Consider the following 16,429-nt stretch of genomic DNA (forward strand, 5'->3'; position numbering starts at 1 on the left):
CCCCCCCCCCTCTTTCCTGCCTCCCTCCCAACCCCCTCCCATCTCGGGAGGGTTAAGCGTTGTGCAGTCAATGTTTACTTGTCCGGCCAGTCTCTGGCGGCCGGGGTGGTTGGGGAGGGAGGTTTTTTCACAGGGAATCCAAGAGCCAAAGAGTGGTGGATTGAACCGTAGCGTCGGGATTATTTAGGAATGTGAACAATGATAAGAATAAGTTCGCCACAAACAGGCTTTGTCCGGCATCAGCTTGGTCAGGCAGTCGTGCTTGGAATTCTCGGAGTGGGCGCCGGCAATGCCCAGGCATTCAATTTTGATACCGAGAGCGGTTGGTCGGGGAGCCTCGACACCACACTTTCCGTTGGCAGCAGCTGGCGCGCCGAAGGGCGCGATAACGAGTTGTACAGTCGACTCGACGGACAGGTGATCGGCAAGAACGACGGCCTGGGCGGTTCCAATACCGATGGCGGCAACCTCAACTACGATCGCGGCGACCGGTTCTCTACCATCGGCAAGTTCCTCACCGAACTGAACCTGCACAACGGCGACATGGGCGGCATGCTGCGCGTGAAGGGCTGGTACGACCAGGCGCTGGAAGACGAAGACGTGCATTTCGGCAACCAGGCCAATGGTTACCAGAAAAAGCCATTGTCCGATAATGGCTTTGACGACCTGCAAAGGAACAAAGGCGTTTACCTGCTCGACGCCTACGTCTACGACACCTACCACCTGGACGATCACCCGCTGCAGGTGCGCCTGGGTCGCCAGGTGCTGAACTGGGGCGAGAGCATCTTTGTTCAGGGGCTCAACCAGATCAACCCGATCGACGTTCCTTCACTGCGCCGTCCGGGCACCGAGGTCAAGGAAGCGTTGCTGCCGGTGTGGATGATTTCCAGCAGCTTCGGTTTGAGTGACGGGCTGTCGCTGGAAGCGTTTTACCAGTTCAAGTGGGAACCTACTGCCGTTGAGGGCTGTGGCAACTACTGGTCGACCACCGAAACCATCATTTCCACTCATCCGGGTGGTTGCACCATGGCCACATCGCTGCCTAACGTCAGCAACCCGGTCGGCTTTCGCAATGGCATGAACGTCCCACTGAGCACTGGCGATGAAGCCCGGGATTCGGGGCAATGGGGGGTGGCGCTGCACTATCTGGTCGAATCGATCGACACGGAGCTTGGTGCCTACGCCATGACCATCCACTCGCGTACGCCAATCATTTCCGCCCAAAGCGGCGATTGGGGCCGGATTCCCGCCGGGGCGCGCGCACCATTCCTCAACCCGGTGCAGGTCCATGAAAATCTGCCGTTCGGTGCGACCTCGACGACTGCCTTCTGGGAGTATCCCGAAGACATCCACCTGTATGGTCTGAGCGCCGCCACAACGCTGGCCAGTTGGTCGGTCGGTGCGGAACTGAGCTACTCGCCAAACACGCCGGTACAACGTAACGGCAACGACCTGCTTGCCGCCGCTGCCCAAGGGGTGGGGCCGCAAGGCGCGGGCGCGCGAGCCGCTGGCCCGAATGCCTATATCACCGGGTATGACCGCTTCGATAAAACCCAGCTGCAGATCAACGGCATCAACCTGTTCCCCAACGTTCTGGGCGCATCGAGTCTGCAGGTGGCCGGTGAAGTGGCCTTCCAGTGGAACGACATCCCTCAGGGTGACAGCGACATTCGTTACGGTCGCGGTTTCATCTTTGGCCCGGGTTCGGCGCCCAGCTATGGCGGGAACCTCTGCGGCACTGCGACCAACCCGCAACCCGACGGCTGCAAGAACGACGGTTACATCACCGACTTCGCCTGGGGCTACAGATTGCGAGGGCAACTGGAGTACCCGGACCTGTTGGGCGTAGGCGTCAGCACTTACCCGAGTTTGTTTCTGGGGCAGGACGTGGAAGGGGTTTCGATGGACGGTCAGTTCAACGAAGGCCGGTTTACCGTCGGTGCCGGAGTTCGTTTCGACTACCTGAAGGCCCACAGCCTGGAGTTCAACTATGTGACGTACAACAACGACGCCAAGTACGACCCGTTGCGTGACCGGGACTACTACTCGATGAATTACAGCTACAAGTTCTGATGAGGAACAAGGCATGAAAACAATAAAGACTTGCCACACCCCGCGTGCCCTGGCTATTGCCATCGCACTGTTGCTTGGCGGGAACGACGCTTTCGCCAAATTGACCGACGCAGAGGCTGCGCGCCTTGGTAACGACCTCACTCCGGTTGGCGCCGAGAAGGCCGGCAATGCCGATGGCAGCATTCCAGCCTGGCAGGGCGGCCTGACGGCTCCTCCGGCAGGCTGGAGTCCGGAGAAGGGCTACGTTGATCCGTTCCCGCAAGACAAACCGCAGATGGTGATCACCGCGGCCAATGCCGATCAATACAAAGACAAGCTGTCGCCCGGCACCCTGGCTTTGTTGAAGAAGTATGACAACTTCAAGATGCCGATCTACCAGACCCGGCGCACTGCCGCACTGCCGGCTGAAGTCACCGCCAAAGCCAAGACTCAGTCCACTCAGGTCGAGTTGCAGGGTTTCGGTCTGAGCAACCTCAATGGCTCGAACATACCGTTCCCGATCCCGAAGAACGGTCAGGAAGCAATCTGGAACCACTTGGTTCGCTACTTGGGCGGTGGCTTCGAGCGGACCTATCACTGGTTCCCGGTACGTAGCAGCGGCGAGTTCTACAAGGTCGGGTTCCGCGAGAACCGCGTGTTCGACCAGAACATGGATCGCAGTATGGACAACCACCTGTTTTCCTTCCTGGGCTACTTCCTCGAACCGGCCACGTTGCAGGGCACGGTCTACCTGGTGCGTGAACCGGTGGACCAGGTCAAGGAAGCGCGCTCGGCCTGGATCTACAACGCCGGTGCACGTCGTGTGCGCCGCGCGCCGGATCTGGCGTATGACAACGTCAGCGATGGCACCGAGAGCATGCGGGTGACCGACCAGTACGACGGCTATAACGGCGCGCCCGACCGCTATGACTGGAAACTGGTTGGCAAGCAGGAAATCTATGTTCCGTACAACGACTACAAGTTGTCCGATAAGTCGCTGAAATACGAAAACATCCTGCAAAAAGGCACCGTCAATGCCGACCTGATGCGCTACGAACTCCACCGTACGTGGGTTGTCGAGGGCACGCTCAAGGCCGGGCAGAAGCATATCTACGGCAAGCGCGTGATGTATCTCGACGAGGACAGCTGGACCGTGTTGCTCGAAGACGCCTACGACACTCGCGGCCAGCTATGGCGCATTGGCGTGCACCCGATGATCCAGTTCTATGACGTCGGTGTGCCGTGGTACCGCGCCAACATCTTCCATGACCTGAGCAACGGCAACTACATGGTCTCGGGCTTGGACAATGAGGTCAAGCAACCCTGGAAGTTCGGCGTCAAGGGGCGTCAGGCCGACTTCCAGCCCGATGCCCTGCGTCGCGCTGGTCACTAAGCCCTCAGGCAGTCTCAAGGCGACCCGATTGCGGGTCGTCGATTACAAATACAAGAGAGGAGCGGCCAATGGCTATTTTGGGCAAGTCCGTTCACAGGGTGTTGTGGGCGGCACTCATCGCGGCATCTGCTGTACATGCCGAGACGCCTGGCTCGATCCAGACCGGGATCAATTCACAGCGAATCATCCTGCTCGATATCCAGCGTGTGGGCAGTCAACTGTTCAGTGCCGGCGAGCGCGGCTGGATCCTTCGTTCCGCGGACGATGGGCAACATTGGCAGGGCATTCATACGCCAGCCGATCGAACGCTGACCGGGCTTGCGTTCGCCAACGACCGACTGGGCATCGCCGTTGGACATGGCGCGACCCTGTTGCGCACCACCGATGGCGGTCAGCAATGGACAGCCGTAGGGGTGGACGGTATCGGTCATGATTCGCTGTTCGGTGTCACCTACCTGGGCGGCCAGCATTTCGTCGCCTATGGCGCATTCGGTCACTATCTGGAATCCGTCGACGCTGGCTTGAGCTGGAGCAAGAAAACGGTGATGGGGGAGAACTTTGATCGGCACATCGCCAAAGTGCTGAAGGTCGGTGGTGACCTGTTTCTTTTCGGCGAGTCCGGCACCTTGCTGCGCTCGCGTGACCTGGGGCTGAACTGGGAAGCGTTGCAATCCCCTTACGAGGGTTCTTTTTTTGGCGGACTGCAGACGCCAAGTGGTGCGCTGTTGGCTTTCGGCATGCGCGGCAATCTGTATCGCTCAAACGATCAGGGAGATACCTGGCAGCTGATTCCCCTGGACGCCAAGGTTGCACTGCAAGGGGGGCAGGTTTTGCCTGACGGGCGTATCGCCCTGGTCGGCAATGCCGGGCTACTGGCACTGAGTAACGACGATGGCAAAAGCTTTGAGCTGAGTCACACCGCCCGTGGCGGGCTCTCGCAGATAGTTGCGGTGACCGGCGGTGCCCTGGCCGTGGGCGATGCCGGTGTTCAGTCTCTGAGCTTGACGCAAGCGACAGCCAATTGAGGTTTCTATGAGTAAGTACCACGACAATCAGGGGCTCGAGCTTGTGGGCGACGTTCAGGTGCTCGACCGCCACCACTTCTCCCGTAGTCTGGTCGGTCAGGTGTCCTGGTGGATTTTTCACTTGCGTCGCCCGCTTCTGATTTTTTTCATTCTATTGACGCTGCTGTTTACCTTCACCGCCACACGGCTGCGTGTGGAGGCGGGCTTTTCCAAGATGATCCCGCTGCAGCATGAGTACATGCAGTCCTTTCTCAAGTATCAGTCGGTTTTCGGCGGCGCCAACAAAGTATTGCTGGCGTTGAAGAACGAAAAGGGCGAGATCTTCGACCCCGGATTCATGGAGAGCTTGCATCAGGTCACCGAGGAAGTTTTCTACATCAAGGGCGTCGAGCGTAGCTCGGTCACTTCGTTGTTCACCTCCAATGTGCGCTACAACGAGGTGGTAGAAGACGGCTTCAGGGGCGGCAACATTGTTGCGGCCGACTTCTCCGGTACTCCAGAGCAACTGAAGGCGGTGCGCGAAAATGTGCTGAAGTCCGATTGGGTCGGCCGTATCGTCTCCAATGACTTGAGCGCCGCCATGGTGGTGGCGAACTTGCAGGAAGTGGACCCGGAGACCGGCTTACGCCTGGATCTGCAAGCTGTCAGCAAGTCCCTGGAGGCGATTCGCGCCAAGCACGAAAAAGATGGCGTCAGCGTGCACATCATTGGTTTCGCCAAGTCGACCGGGGATATCGCAGACGGTGCCGCCGGGGTGCTGCTGTTCTTCGCCGTGGCCTTCGTGATCACCGCACTGTTGCTTTATTGGTATTGCGGTTCGCTGATGCTGACGTCCTGGGCGTTGGTTTGCGCCATGGTCCCGGTGGTATGGCTACTGGGTCTTCTGCCGCTGTTGGGGTTGGCCCTCGACCCCATGTCGATTTTGGTGCCGTTCCTGATTTTCTCCATTGGTGTCTCCCATGCGGTGCAGATGACCAACGCCTGGAAACTGGAGGTGTTGCGTGGTCACGACAGCATTACCGCTTCGCGCAATTGCTTCCAGAAACTCTTCATTCCAGGTGCCATGGCACTGCTGGCCAATGCACTGGGTTTTCTGGTAATCGCCTTCGTGCAGATCGAGATGGTGCGGGAACTGGCCATCACCGCTACCTTGGGGGTCAGCCTGATGATCCTCACCAACAAACTGCTGTTGCCGATCCTGCTGTCTTACATGCGTATTTCGGCCAAGGATGCCGAGCGCCTGCGGGGCAAGGAAACCTCTGGGGACTGGTTGTGGGAGCACCTGGGGGGATTGGCAACCCGCAAGGGCAGTGTGCCGGTCATCCTGATTGCGATGGTTCTGCTCGGCGTCGGCATGTGGCAGGCGGGAAAGTTGAAGGTGGGAGACACGGGGCAGGGTGTCCCGGAGCTGCGTGCCGATTCGCGTTATAACCAGGACGTGGCGATGGTCACCCGTAACTTCGCCATCGGCGTTGACCTGTTGCAGGTGGTGGTTGAGGCAAAGGGCAACGAGTCGCCCTGTGTTGATCGCAACATTCTGGGCAAAGTCGAAGATTTCGAATTCGAGATGAAGCAGACCCCGGGTGTCGGTACGGTGCGAGGGCTGGCGGGCTATGTCGGGCAGATCACCCAGGGCTACGCGGAAACCTTCATCAAATGGCGCACCATTCCGGAGGAGCAGGCGCAAATTGCCCAAGGCGTGGGGTTCGCTACGCGCCTTGGCAATGAACTGATGAACTCCACCTGCAGTGCCATGCCGATCTCGCTGTACACCGAAGATCACCAGGCCTCGACTATCAGCAACATCATCGAACGGATCAAGGCGTTCAAGGTAACCCACGACGGCGATGACCTCCGTTTTCAACTGGCCAGTGGCAATGTCGGGGTAATGGCCGCGACCAATGAGGCGGTCGAGGCGGCGGACAAGTGGGTGAACCTCGCGCTTTTCGGCTCGGTGACCTTACTCTGCCTGCTGAGCTTTCGCTCGCTGCGTATCACCCTGTGCATCATCCTTCCACTGGCGCTGGTCACGGTGCTGTGCAACGGGTTGATGGCATGGCTGGGTATTGGTCTGAAGGTCAACACGCTACCGGTGGTGGCACTGGGCGTCGGGGTCGGCGTGGATTACGGCATTTACTTGTTCGAGCGGATCAAGCACGAAATGCATTCACGTCATTCGGACCTGCGTCAGGCGTTTGTCGAAGCGCTAAAGCAACGTGGCACTGCCTCGTTGTTCACCGCCATGACAATGACGGTGTCCGTATCCACATGGGTGTTTTCCACCCTCAAGTTTCAGGCTGACATGGGCGTACTGTTGGCGTTCATGTTCCTGGTCAATGTTTGGGGCGCCATCCTGTTGCTACCGGCACTGGCGGCATGGCTGCTACCGCCGGTGCACGCCGGCATGCATCCTGAGCAGCCACCCGCAAACTAACTCCATGCAGTACTTTGGCGGCCTTCGGGCCGTCTTTTTTTGGGGTGCGCCAGGCATGGCGCGTTGCGCGTAAGCGCAGCCAGCTTGGCTGTGGTGGCCAGGCTCGTGACTTGGAGGTGCAAGTCCTCTCACACCCGGCAAGGGGAAGTGTTAGCCAGAGGCAAGGGTGTCGCGGGCGACTGCGAATCTGAAGGAAGCCCGAGGCAAAATGCTGGCCTGACGAACAGGAAGCGGATAGAGGCGGCGCAGCGGGGTGAGACGGCCCAAATCGTCAAAGCCCAATACTTGCACGGGACGCTGTGACGTAAATCCGACAGGCATAAGCAGGAAGGTCGCGCGAATTACCCTGGGAGATCTGCACGTTTGCCAGTGTGCTACCGAGCGTCGAGAGGCGACGGGATGAGCGTGCAGAAGTCAGTCGAAGCCGTAGTAAGTGGCGAATAACCCCGCCACCAAGGGCTGAACAGGTTATGCCGCCAGTAGGCGTCAGAGTCTCGTCGAATGCTGAAACGCAGAATATTCTCCAAGAGAAAACTGTTACCCCAAGTCCCGGACGGTATCCGAAGATGACGGCTGACAGGGCGCAAGCATCGACGGCGTCTGTGACGTGGACGAACGCGGAGCCGGACACGCTGATGGCGCGGGTGCTTGCACCCGCCAACCTCAGGCGTGCGTATCAGCGCGTAGCCAGCAACAAGGGTGCACCGGGTGCCGATGGCATGACGGTCGCCGAATTGGCGGGCTACGTGAAACAGTATTGGCCGACCCTCAAGGCCCGGTTGCTGGCCGGCGAGTATCACCCGCATGGTGTACGCGCCGTCGAAATCCCCAAACCCAAAGGTGGAACACGGCAACTGGGTATTCCCAGTGTCGTGGATCGCCTGATCCAGCAGGCTCTGCTGCAACAGCTCACGCCGATCTTCGACCCACTGTTCTCGGATTATAGCTACGGCTTCCGTCCGGGCAGAAGTGCTCATCAAGCCATCGAAACCGCCCGCGCCCATGTGGCGGCGGGTCACCGCTGGTGCGTGGAACTTGATCTGGAGAAGTTCTTTGATCGGGTCAACCACGATGTATTGATGGCCTACATCGAGCGTCAAATCGAAGATAAACGTGTGCTCACGCTGATCCGTCGTTATCTCGAAGCGGGAACGATGTCAGACGGACTCGTCAGCCGCCGGGAGGAAGGGACGCCGCAAGGCGGCCCGCTAGCGCCGGCAACAATAGAGCAAACTACTCTCGGATAAAATGGGGGCTGCGCATCGCAAGGGAGAGTTTTGCTCCGAGGTATGCGGGATGCCCCGACGTCGAGATTGTTCTCGTCATTGAGGTCATCGCCCCCACTGACGGGAGACTTCAGTCATGAGCCGAAAACCGCGGGTCTGGCGTATTCGCTTGGCTTTTGAGCCAAATCGATTCTCTTGTGAACAGCTCGAGAGGGTCTATGAGCAGCTAAAACCGACAGAAACGCGGGTTTCCTCAGAATCGCCACAATCTCAACCCTCTGTCAAAAAACATCGTGCTGCCAAGCGAGGTGAGCAATGAGCCAGGCTGTGATGGTGGCGTTCTATGCGAGGGTATCCTCTGATCAACAGGCTAAACGCGGCACGATTGAAAGCCAGATTGCCGCGTTGACAGAGCGGATCTGTGGCTGATGGAGCCCAGGTTGCTGAAGACATGCGCTTTGTCGACGCAGGCGTTAGCGGCGCGACGCTGATTCGCCCACAATTGGAACGGCTCAGAGACCGCGCGGCACTTGGCTTGGTCGATCGTCTCTACGTCCTGGCCCCAGACCGGCTGTCGCGAAAATATGCTCACCAGGCCTTGCTGATGGACGAACTATCGGCGTGCGGCGTAGAGGTCGTGTTCCTCAATCATGCCATTGGCGTCACGCCAGAGGAGTCGTTGCTGCTGCAGATGCAGGGCATGATTGCGGAGTATGAGCGTGCCAAAATCATGGAGCGCCATCGTCGCGGCAAGCTTCATGGCGCCAGACGCGGCAGCATCAATGTGCTGTCGACTGCGCCGTACGGTTATCGCTACATTCGTAAGCAACTTGATGGCGCACCGCACAGTACGTTATCGACTTGGCGCAAGCAGCGACGGTCAGAGCCATCTTTCAATGGATTGGGATGGAGCGGCTGAGCATTGGCGAAGTGGTTCGGCGTCTTGGTGCTACTGGCACCGTCACCGCTTCAGGTAAACCGTATTGGGATCGCAGTACCGTGTGGGGGTTATTACAAAATCCAGCGTACATGGGACGAGCTGCTTTCGGTAAAACACAGGCGCGTGATCGTTTACCTCGGATACGCGCGCAACGCCACAGTGCGGAAGTGCCCAGGAAGGGGTATTCAACCGTACGTACGGATCCAAGTCAGTGGGTCGAGATATCCGTACCGGCAATCGTCAGCGAAGGGTTATTTCAGTCGGTTCAGGAACAGCTTACCGAAAATCGCAAATCGGCTCGTCAGCGCGGTCATGGTGCAGTTTACCTGCTTCAGGGCTTGACCGTTTGCGGCCATTGTCACTACGCCTATTACGGTAAAAAAGTCAGCAAGGCAGCGGTCAAAGGCCAACGTCGGAACTATGCCTATTATCGTTGCATTGGAACCGATGCCTACCGCTTTGGTGGCGAACGCGTCTGTGATAATCAGCAAATACGAACGGATCGTCTTGATGAACTGGTGTGGCGGCAGGTTGTTGAGCTGCTCGCCCATCCTGGAAGAGTAAAGAATGAATATGAGCGTCGGCTGGGAATCCTCGAAGAAAGAGAAAAAACAGATCCTGATACTGCCACACTGGAACGACAACGACTGCAACTCGAGAAAGGCAAGTCCCGGCTCATCGATAGTTATGCCGAAGGTATGATCGACAAAATGGACTTTGATCCAAAGATGCGAAACTTGAAGAGCCGTCTGGAACAGCTTGATCGGCAGATTCAGGACTCACGGCGTCATCAGGTGGGTCAACGCGAGCTGTTTCTCGTCATTAATCGTCTCGAAGAGTTTGCCGCTGCTGTCCATGACCGATTGGGTGCTGTGGATTTCGTCACGAAGCGCGAGGTCATCCGTGGCCTGGTCAAACGAGTCGAAATTCATAAGGACGAAATTTTGGTGGTGTTCCGGGTTGATCCGGATCCCGGGTTCAACGCCAGCGAGACGTTGATTGGCTCAGGCACCAGAGAAAAAAGTATGCAAGATCGTACGCGGCGTACTCTCGCCGCTGCTGTCGAACATCCTGCTCAACGAACTCGACCGCGAATTGGAACGGCGGGGCCATTGCTTCGTGCGCTATGCCGACGACGCGAACATTTATGTGCGCAGTTGTCGTGCTGGCGCGCGGGTGATGGCTGGCGTCGAGCGCTTCCTGAGTCAGCGCCTGAAACTGACGCTGAACCGGGAAAAGAGCCGAGTAGCCGGGTCGTGGATGTGTGATTACTTGGGCTATGGAATGAGCTGGCATCAACAGCCAAGGTTGCGAGTGGCGACGATGAGTCTGCGTCGCTTGCGCGACCGACTCAGGGACCTCTTGCGCCGGGTGCGTAGGCGCTCAATGAGTCACATCGTTGAGCAAATAACCCCCGTACTTGTAATGCCAAAATCTGCGCTCCTTCCAAACTTCTCCTTGCCTTGGAAAGTCGCGCTTTGTTGCAATAGACAAAAAGGCCGGCAGCACACCGTTGCAGCGTTCATTCGACCCGGTTTGATGGTTGTCATGCACAGGGTGCTTTCGAGCCTGCCGCTCTACTCGCGTACTAGTCTACAAACCAGTGCAAGCTGCCCCCTTCGGCGAAAAGCCACCCATCAGAAAGGACCGCTTTCGGCTGAAGATGCCTTTCGCTAATGGCAGCTATGTGTCGCGACCTGAAATTGTTATCACTGAAAAATGGTCGCGACAGCTCGATGGGCCCGCGAAGACTGGGATTGAGGTAGGCAGCAGAAATACATGATGTACCTAGCCAAAAATTCCGATTGTCTATAGGTAAAACCGTCTAGTTCGGAACAGTAAAAGGCTGACCCGGCAGGGCGATCGAATTGACTATAATCGCACCGGTATGACCAGTCACTATTACTGTGGCGACTGGTGCATCGGCCAATGGATACGGCATACATGCATTTTGGCAACGTACGTCGGCCCGAATATTCTCCCCTTCAAATTCCGTAGTAGTGTGTGCCCCCCTGAATTCCAAAGTCGCCTCCTGAACGTGAATCCGCCTGCCTGAACATTCGCCGCTGACCGAGTCTTGCTCGATTGTTAGGGGGCACGTTGCGAGGCGTTGGTCAGTACCTCCTCATTATTTTTGTCGAATCTGAGTTCCGGATTGTTATGCGAGTGTCGCGCCTGAAAACATCTATCCGCCCGGACTCACGCCCCTACCTATTGATCTGGTTCAGTTGCATCGCGTTGATCAGCCTGATTATCGGCCTGGGCAGCCTGAGCCTGTGGCGCGACTTTGAGGATCAGCAACGGACGATGACTGTTCGCACGCAAGTATTGGCGGCGGCGATTGCCGGTCATTTGGCCAATGAGCTGGAACAGCGCACGTTCGCCATGGATGCCCTGGCCAATCATTTGCTCAATCTGGACTGGCCATTGACGGACGCGCAGGTGGGCACCGAACTGCTGCGATTTGTCGATTCCGACCCGCAAAACGGCCCCTTGATGGTCAGTGCCGGCCAGCAACACTGGGCATTGCCCGAAGCGGCTTTTCAAGGCATCGACTGGCAACCGCCCAAGGATGCCGGTCGTGGTGTCTGGTTTGGGGCCAGCCGGCACATGAACGGGAAACTCTGGTTGCCGGTCTTTCGTCGCTACGAATGCCCCAATGGCAAGTGGTTGACGGTCGGCGCGCTCATGCCGCTGACGAGCCAGCGTGACTACTTTTCCGGCCTGGGCTACACCTTCGATATTCCTCTGGTGTTGCTCGATCTACAGGGCAACGTCTATCGACAGCAGGGCCAAATGCCCGAACAGGCGCTTGTTGCCGGTGCAGAAGGGGGGCAATGGCTGAACAAGGCGTGGGGCGAGGATGTGCTGCTGGTGCGCAAGACCGTCAACCCATATCCCTTGCAGTTTGTGGTTGCCCGTTGGCCGCAGGAATACCTCGCCCAGTGGAACGAGCAGCGATTCTTCACCCTGATTGCCCTTTCGCTCACCTGCCTGGTGATCTTGTTGGCGTCCTTCGGTCTGGCCGCGGCCTGGCAGCGCATCGGCCGCAGTGAGCATCGCTACCGGCGGTTGTTTCAATCAATACGCGACGGCGTACTGCTGCTGAGTTCCTCCGGTATCCAGGAGGCCAACGAACGTGCCGCCAAGCTGTTTGGCGTAGACAACGCGCAATGCCTGGGGGGGCATCGGTTTGTCGACCTTTGCTGCCCCGAACAGTTGAACAATCATCAGGCCCCGGCGCTGATTGCCCAGCTGTTGCTCGACGCCCATGACGGTGCCGAAATGTGCGTGACCCTGAAGTTCCGGCGCCTGGATGGCCAAGGGACGTTTTTCTGTGAAGTGCATTTATCGCCGATCCAACTGGGCAGGAAGGTCTACGTCCTGGCCTGCCTGCATGATATTTCGGTGCAGCAGCAGACCGAGCATGAGTTGAAGGTTTCGCAACAGAAGCTGTTGGAAGCACAACTGATTGCCGGGCTCGGGGTGTGGTCCTGGGAAGTCGGCGCCGAGAAGGCCACCTGGACAGATGAATGCGCGCGCATTTTCGGGCTGCCCGGTATTTCCGACGAGGTCGCCTACACAGACTTCTTCGACAGCATCGTGTCCGAGCAGCGGCACTCAGCCCGGGAAGCGCTTGACCGGGCGCTGCTGGGCGAGCGGCTGGACATCGAATTGCAGATTCGCCGGCCCGACGGGCACCTGCGCAACATCCTCATCTGCGGCGAGTTGCGTCCGCACGATGACAAACCGTTGCTGCTGGGGGCGTTGCTCGATATCACCGAGCAGAAGCGCGTGGAACGCCAGTTGAGCGAAGGTGAGCGGCATTACCGCGAACTGGTGGAGCTGCTGCCGGAAGGCTTGATGATTTTCCGTGGCTCGCGGGTGGTTTTCGCCAACTTGACCGCGGCGAAGTTGTTTGCCGCTGACTCGGTCGAACAGTTCATCGGGCAGAACATTTTCCAGCTCATGGACGCCTGTTTCCACCCGCAGCTGATGGATGATCTCGAGCGGGTCTTGCGGCCAGAGTATGTTCCGGCCTTTTTGCCGCGCCATTATCGACGGCTCAATGGCATCGAGTTCGAGGTCGAGATGGCCGCGCGAACCCTGTTGATGGAGGGCGAAGTGTGCATTCAGGTGATGTTGCGCGATGTCAGCGAACACCGTCGTTTGCAGGGAGACCTGGAGGCGGCCAATGGTCGCTTGCAGCGGCTGTCCGGACAGATCATCGAGGTACAGGAAAGCGAGCGGCGCCATCTCGCCCGTGAATTGCACGACGATGTCGGGCAACTGCTGACGTGCATCAAGATCAGCGCGGCAGGTATCCAGCGTCATCTGGACGGCACGATCGAAGCGCGCCAGGGAATGCTGGTGCGCATTGCCGATGAAGCGTTGAGCAAGGTGCGCGATCTCTCGCGCACGCTGCGTCCGGTGCAACTGGACAGCCTGGGATTGGTCGCGGCCATGCGCTGGCAGATCGATAACTATTTGCCCGATCTGCCGGGCGGTGTGTGCTGCCTGCTCGATTGTGTCGAGCTGCAACCGCGTTGCGAACCCTGCGTGGAAATCACCCTGTTCCGGATTTTCCAGGAGGCGCTGAGCAATGTGCTCAAGCACGCGGCTGCCGCTTCGGTGGAGATCAGTCTGGCGCGGGTCAACGACAACATTCATTTGCGGATTGCCGACAACGGACGCGGCTTTGACTATCACGATGCATTGTCGGATGGCAGTGGCATGGGGCTGATGAGCATGGCAGAACGCGCCAAACTGCTGGGCGGCGAGTTCGTTCTGACGTCGATCCGGGGGCAGGGCACCCGGATCGAGGTCGTGGTGCCCGACAGGTGTGATACTGAGCGAGGAAACGAGGCATGACTGTTCGAATTGTCCTGGTGGACGATCACAACCTGGTGCGCGCGGGTATCCGGGTCCTGCTGGAAGATTGGGGATATTCGGTGGTTGCCGAGGGCTGTGACGGCGACGATGTCGAAAGGCTGCTGGCGCAGCACAAACCGGACATTCTGCTGATGGATATCACCATGGAGCGTTTGTCCGGGCTTGAGGCGCTGACCCATCTGCGCGTGCATTGGCCGGCGCTGCCGGTGATCCTGCTGTCGATGCACGATACCCGGGATTTCGTCCTCAAGGCCATGCAGGTGGGGGCCTCGGCCTATCTGCTCAAGGACGCCGCCGAAGTCGAGTTGCGCATGGCGATCCAGGCCGTGTTGAGCGGTCATCGTTACCTGAGCCCGAAGATTTCCGGGCGGGTGATCGAGGCCATGACTGCTCCCCGGGCAGCCGACCCCGAAGAGGTGACCCTGACTGCACGTCAACGGGAAGTGCTCTATTGGCTGGTCAATGGCAAGACCAACAAGGAAATTGCCTATCAGCTCAATCTCAGCGTCAAGACCGTCGACGCCCATCGCGCGCAACTCATGGTGCGCCTGAACATCCGCGACCTGGCGGGGTTGGTGGTGTACGCCATTCGGCAGGGGATTCTGGATCTGGGTTAATAACTCCTGTTTGTAGGAGCCAGGCTTGCCGGCGAACCGGGCTCCGCGGTTTGCCGGTTGTATCATCGTTCTTCGCGGGCAAGCCTCGCTCCTACGGGAGTGCGCGTGCCTGTGGCTCGGGCCAGGCGCCCAAAACTGTATAGGTTGTTTTACCTAGTCGTTCCCGGTAATTGGCTCGTAGTCGCTTTCCGTCACCCCCTCTAGACTTTGCCGACAATGGCGTGGCCTTCTGCCAGCATTTTTCGCTTGCTCGAGCAGCGCTGCCCTGGCAGCAGGCGCCCGCAAAAAAATAAAACGATGGGGTGAGTCTGATGGAGCTGAATCCGCTGCGCACGGAGGGGCGTAATCCCTGGGTGCTGATCGCAGGATTGTTGCTGACCATCGGGATTTGCAGCGCCCTGGCAGATGCGTGGTGGAAGGCCGGCCTTGCCGTGCTTGCTCAAGGAACGTGCGCCTGGTTGTGCTGGCGCCGGGTGCCTGTCGCTGCGGTAAAACCTGCCGAAATACCGGTCGAGCATGAAGACTCTAGCGCTCTCTTCGCCCTTCGAAAGCTGCTGTCGAGCGTCCTGCCCCTGTGGGAAAAGCAGGTTGAACTGGCGCGCACGCAAACCGAAAACGCCGCTGACGGCTTGACGCAAAAATTCATCGCCATGAGCCGCCAGATGGGTGAAACCATCGCCTTGAGCGCTGACGACAGTAACGGCGATGGCGTCTTCGAGGTCATCCGCAGTGCGCAGGTCGAATTGCCCAAGGCCGTTACCGCGCTGGATGCAACCCGTGCCGAGCGTGAACATTTTCTGAGTGAAGTCCACACCCTCGGCAGTGTCGTCGAGGAACTGTTCGGTATGGCTGAAGACGTCGCCAAAATCGCCTCGCAAACCAATCTGCTGGCGCTCAATGCCGCCATTGAAGCCGCCCGCGCCGGCGAGTCCGGACGCGGCTTCTCGGTGGTGGCCGACGAAGTGCGCAAGCTCTCGACCCTGTCCGGTGCCACCGGGGCGCGCATCACCGAAAAGGTCCGCGTCATGGGCGGTTCGATGCATGAGTTGATCGAGCATGCCGGGCAAGTCGCCGAGACCGAGCAGGAGAAAATCCGCGAAGCCGAGCACATCGTCAATCAGGTGCTGGCAGAACTGACCCAGGGCATCGACCGGATGGAGCAGCGGATCACCCTTCTGCAGACCTCCAGCCGCGAAGTGGAACACACCGTCAATGAAGTCCTCGTCGATCTGCAGTTCCAGGACCGGGTCAGCCAGATCTCGTCGGTGATCACCAGCGACATGCGCCGTTTGCTCGAACGCCTGTACGACGTGGCACCGCTGGATGCACGCGCCTGGCTGCAGGTGCTGGAGGCCGGCTACACGACGCTCGAGCAAAACCGTATCCATGGCGGTGATACCCAGGCGCAGGTCGAACAGTCTTCAGTGACCTTCTTCTGATCTTCCGAAGCTAAAACCAGAGACAAGCTTATGACAAAGACAGTATTGATCGTCGACGACTCCAGTAGTTTCCGCCAGGTCGTCGGCATCGCCCTCAGAAACGCCGGCTACAGCGTCGTGGAGGCGTTCGACGGCCGCGATGCCCTCGGCAAGCTGGACGGTCGTAAGATCAATCTGATCGTCTCCGACGTGAACATGCCGGTCATGGATGGCATCACCTTCGTCAAGGCGGCCAAGCAACTGCCGGCCTACAAATTCACCCCGGTGATCATGCTGACCACCGAATCGGGCGAGGCGAAAAAGAGCGAAGGCAAAGCCGCCGGCGTGCGTGCCTGGGTGGTCAAGCCGTTCCAGCCACCCGTCCTGCTGGACGCCGTGTCCAAACTCATCCTGCCTTAGAGGTACGACTG

Annotated in this window: 8 protein-coding genes and 4 pseudogenes; all 12 read left to right on the forward strand. The window is 58.6% G+C overall.

Going from position 1 to position 16,429, the window contains the following annotated elements; all coding sequences use genetic code 11:
- Window positions 1-198 precede the first annotated feature (198 nt).
- The 12 genes and pseudogenes from PMI35_RS29485 to PMI35_RS29450 all read left to right on the forward strand — a co-directional run bounded on the left by PMI35_RS29485 (window position 199) and on the right by PMI35_RS29450 (window position 16,418).
- Entirely contained in the window at window positions 199-2,073 is a 1,875-nt protein-coding gene (locus PMI35_RS29485) for a DUF1302 domain-containing protein (RefSeq protein ID WP_008055071.1), read from the forward strand.
- A 13-nt stretch (window positions 2,074-2,086) separates the two neighbouring features.
- Window positions 2,087-3,445, forward strand: a complete 1,359-nt coding sequence (locus PMI35_RS29480; RefSeq protein ID WP_008055072.1) for a DUF1329 domain-containing protein — start codon at window positions 2,087-2,089, stop codon at window positions 3,443-3,445.
- Between the two features lie 68 nt (window positions 3,446-3,513).
- The gene (locus tag PMI35_RS29475; RefSeq protein WP_008055073.1) at window positions 3,514-4,470 is read left to right on the forward strand and encodes a WD40/YVTN/BNR-like repeat-containing protein; all 957 of its coding nucleotides are present in this window, start codon (window positions 3,514-3,516) and stop codon (window positions 4,468-4,470) included.
- A gap of 7 nt (window positions 4,471-4,477) precedes the next feature.
- On the forward strand, window positions 4,478-6,904 hold the full coding sequence (locus tag PMI35_RS29470; RefSeq protein ID WP_008055074.1) for an efflux RND transporter permease subunit: 2,427 nt from the start codon (window positions 4,478-4,480) through the stop codon (window positions 6,902-6,904).
- Between the two features lie 470 nt (window positions 6,905-7,374).
- A pseudogene (locus PMI35_RS29465) lies at window positions 7,375-8,121 on the forward strand (reverse transcriptase domain-containing protein); the annotation flags it as partial.
- A gap of 460 nt (window positions 8,122-8,581) precedes the next feature.
- Window positions 8,582-9,049 carry a recombinase family protein gene (locus PMI35_RS35125; protein WP_008055077.1) on the forward strand — a complete coding sequence of 156 codons (468 nt, stop codon included), beginning with the start codon at window positions 8,582-8,584 and terminating at the stop codon, window positions 9,047-9,049.
- A pseudogene (locus PMI35_RS35130) lies at window positions 9,037-9,591 on the forward strand (recombinase family protein); the annotation flags it as partial. The gene PMI35_RS35125 and the pseudogene PMI35_RS35130, both read left to right, overlap by 13 nt.
- 520 nt (window positions 9,592-10,111) lie before the next feature.
- A pseudogene (locus PMI35_RS33520) lies at window positions 10,112-10,492 on the forward strand (reverse transcriptase domain-containing protein); the annotation flags it as partial.
- Window positions 10,493-11,236: 744 nt separating this feature from the next.
- Complete coding sequence (locus PMI35_RS29460) at window positions 11,237-13,942, forward strand: PAS domain-containing sensor histidine kinase (RefSeq protein ID WP_162135889.1); 2,706 nt, start codon at window positions 11,237-11,239, stop codon at window positions 13,940-13,942.
- Entirely contained in the window at window positions 13,939-14,580 is a 642-nt protein-coding gene (locus tag PMI35_RS29455) for a response regulator (protein WP_008055080.1), read from the forward strand. The genes PMI35_RS29460 and PMI35_RS29455 overlap by 4 nt, the downstream gene beginning before the upstream one ends.
- A gap of 857 nt (window positions 14,581-15,437) precedes the next feature.
- A pseudogene (locus tag PMI35_RS35795) lies at window positions 15,438-16,019 on the forward strand (methyl-accepting chemotaxis protein); the annotation flags it as partial.
- A 30-nt stretch (window positions 16,020-16,049) separates the two neighbouring features.
- Window positions 16,050-16,418, forward strand: a complete 369-nt coding sequence (locus tag PMI35_RS29450; protein WP_008055082.1) for a response regulator — start codon at window positions 16,050-16,052, stop codon at window positions 16,416-16,418.
- Window positions 16,419-16,429 lie beyond the last annotated feature (11 nt).

This window comes from Pseudomonas sp. GM78 (assembly GCF_000282475.1).
In the GTDB taxonomy this organism is placed as follows: Bacteria; Pseudomonadota; Gammaproteobacteria; order Pseudomonadales; family Pseudomonadaceae; genus Aquipseudomonas.

Bases quoted from the DNA above. Each gene is read 5' to 3' on its own strand.
- PMI35_RS29480 (WP_008055072.1), top strand. From the start codon at position 2,087: ATGAAAACAATAAAGACTTGCCACACCCCGCGTGCCCTGGCTATTGCC.
- PMI35_RS35125 (WP_008055077.1), top strand. From the start codon at position 8,582: ATGCGCTTTGTCGACGCAGGCGTTAGCGGCGCGACGCTGATTCGCCCA.
- PMI35_RS29470 (WP_008055074.1), top strand. From the start codon at position 4,478: ATGAGTAAGTACCACGACAATCAGGGGCTCGAGCTTGTGGGCGACGTT.
- PMI35_RS29475 (WP_008055073.1), top strand. From the start codon at position 3,514: ATGGCTATTTTGGGCAAGTCCGTTCACAGGGTGTTGTGGGCGGCACTC.
- PMI35_RS29455 (WP_008055080.1), top strand. From the start codon at position 13,939: ATGACTGTTCGAATTGTCCTGGTGGACGATCACAACCTGGTGCGCGCG.
- PMI35_RS29485 (WP_008055071.1), top strand. From the start codon at position 199: ATGATAAGAATAAGTTCGCCACAAACAGGCTTTGTCCGGCATCAGCTT.
- PMI35_RS29450 (WP_008055082.1), top strand. From the start codon at position 16,050: ATGACAAAGACAGTATTGATCGTCGACGACTCCAGTAGTTTCCGCCAG.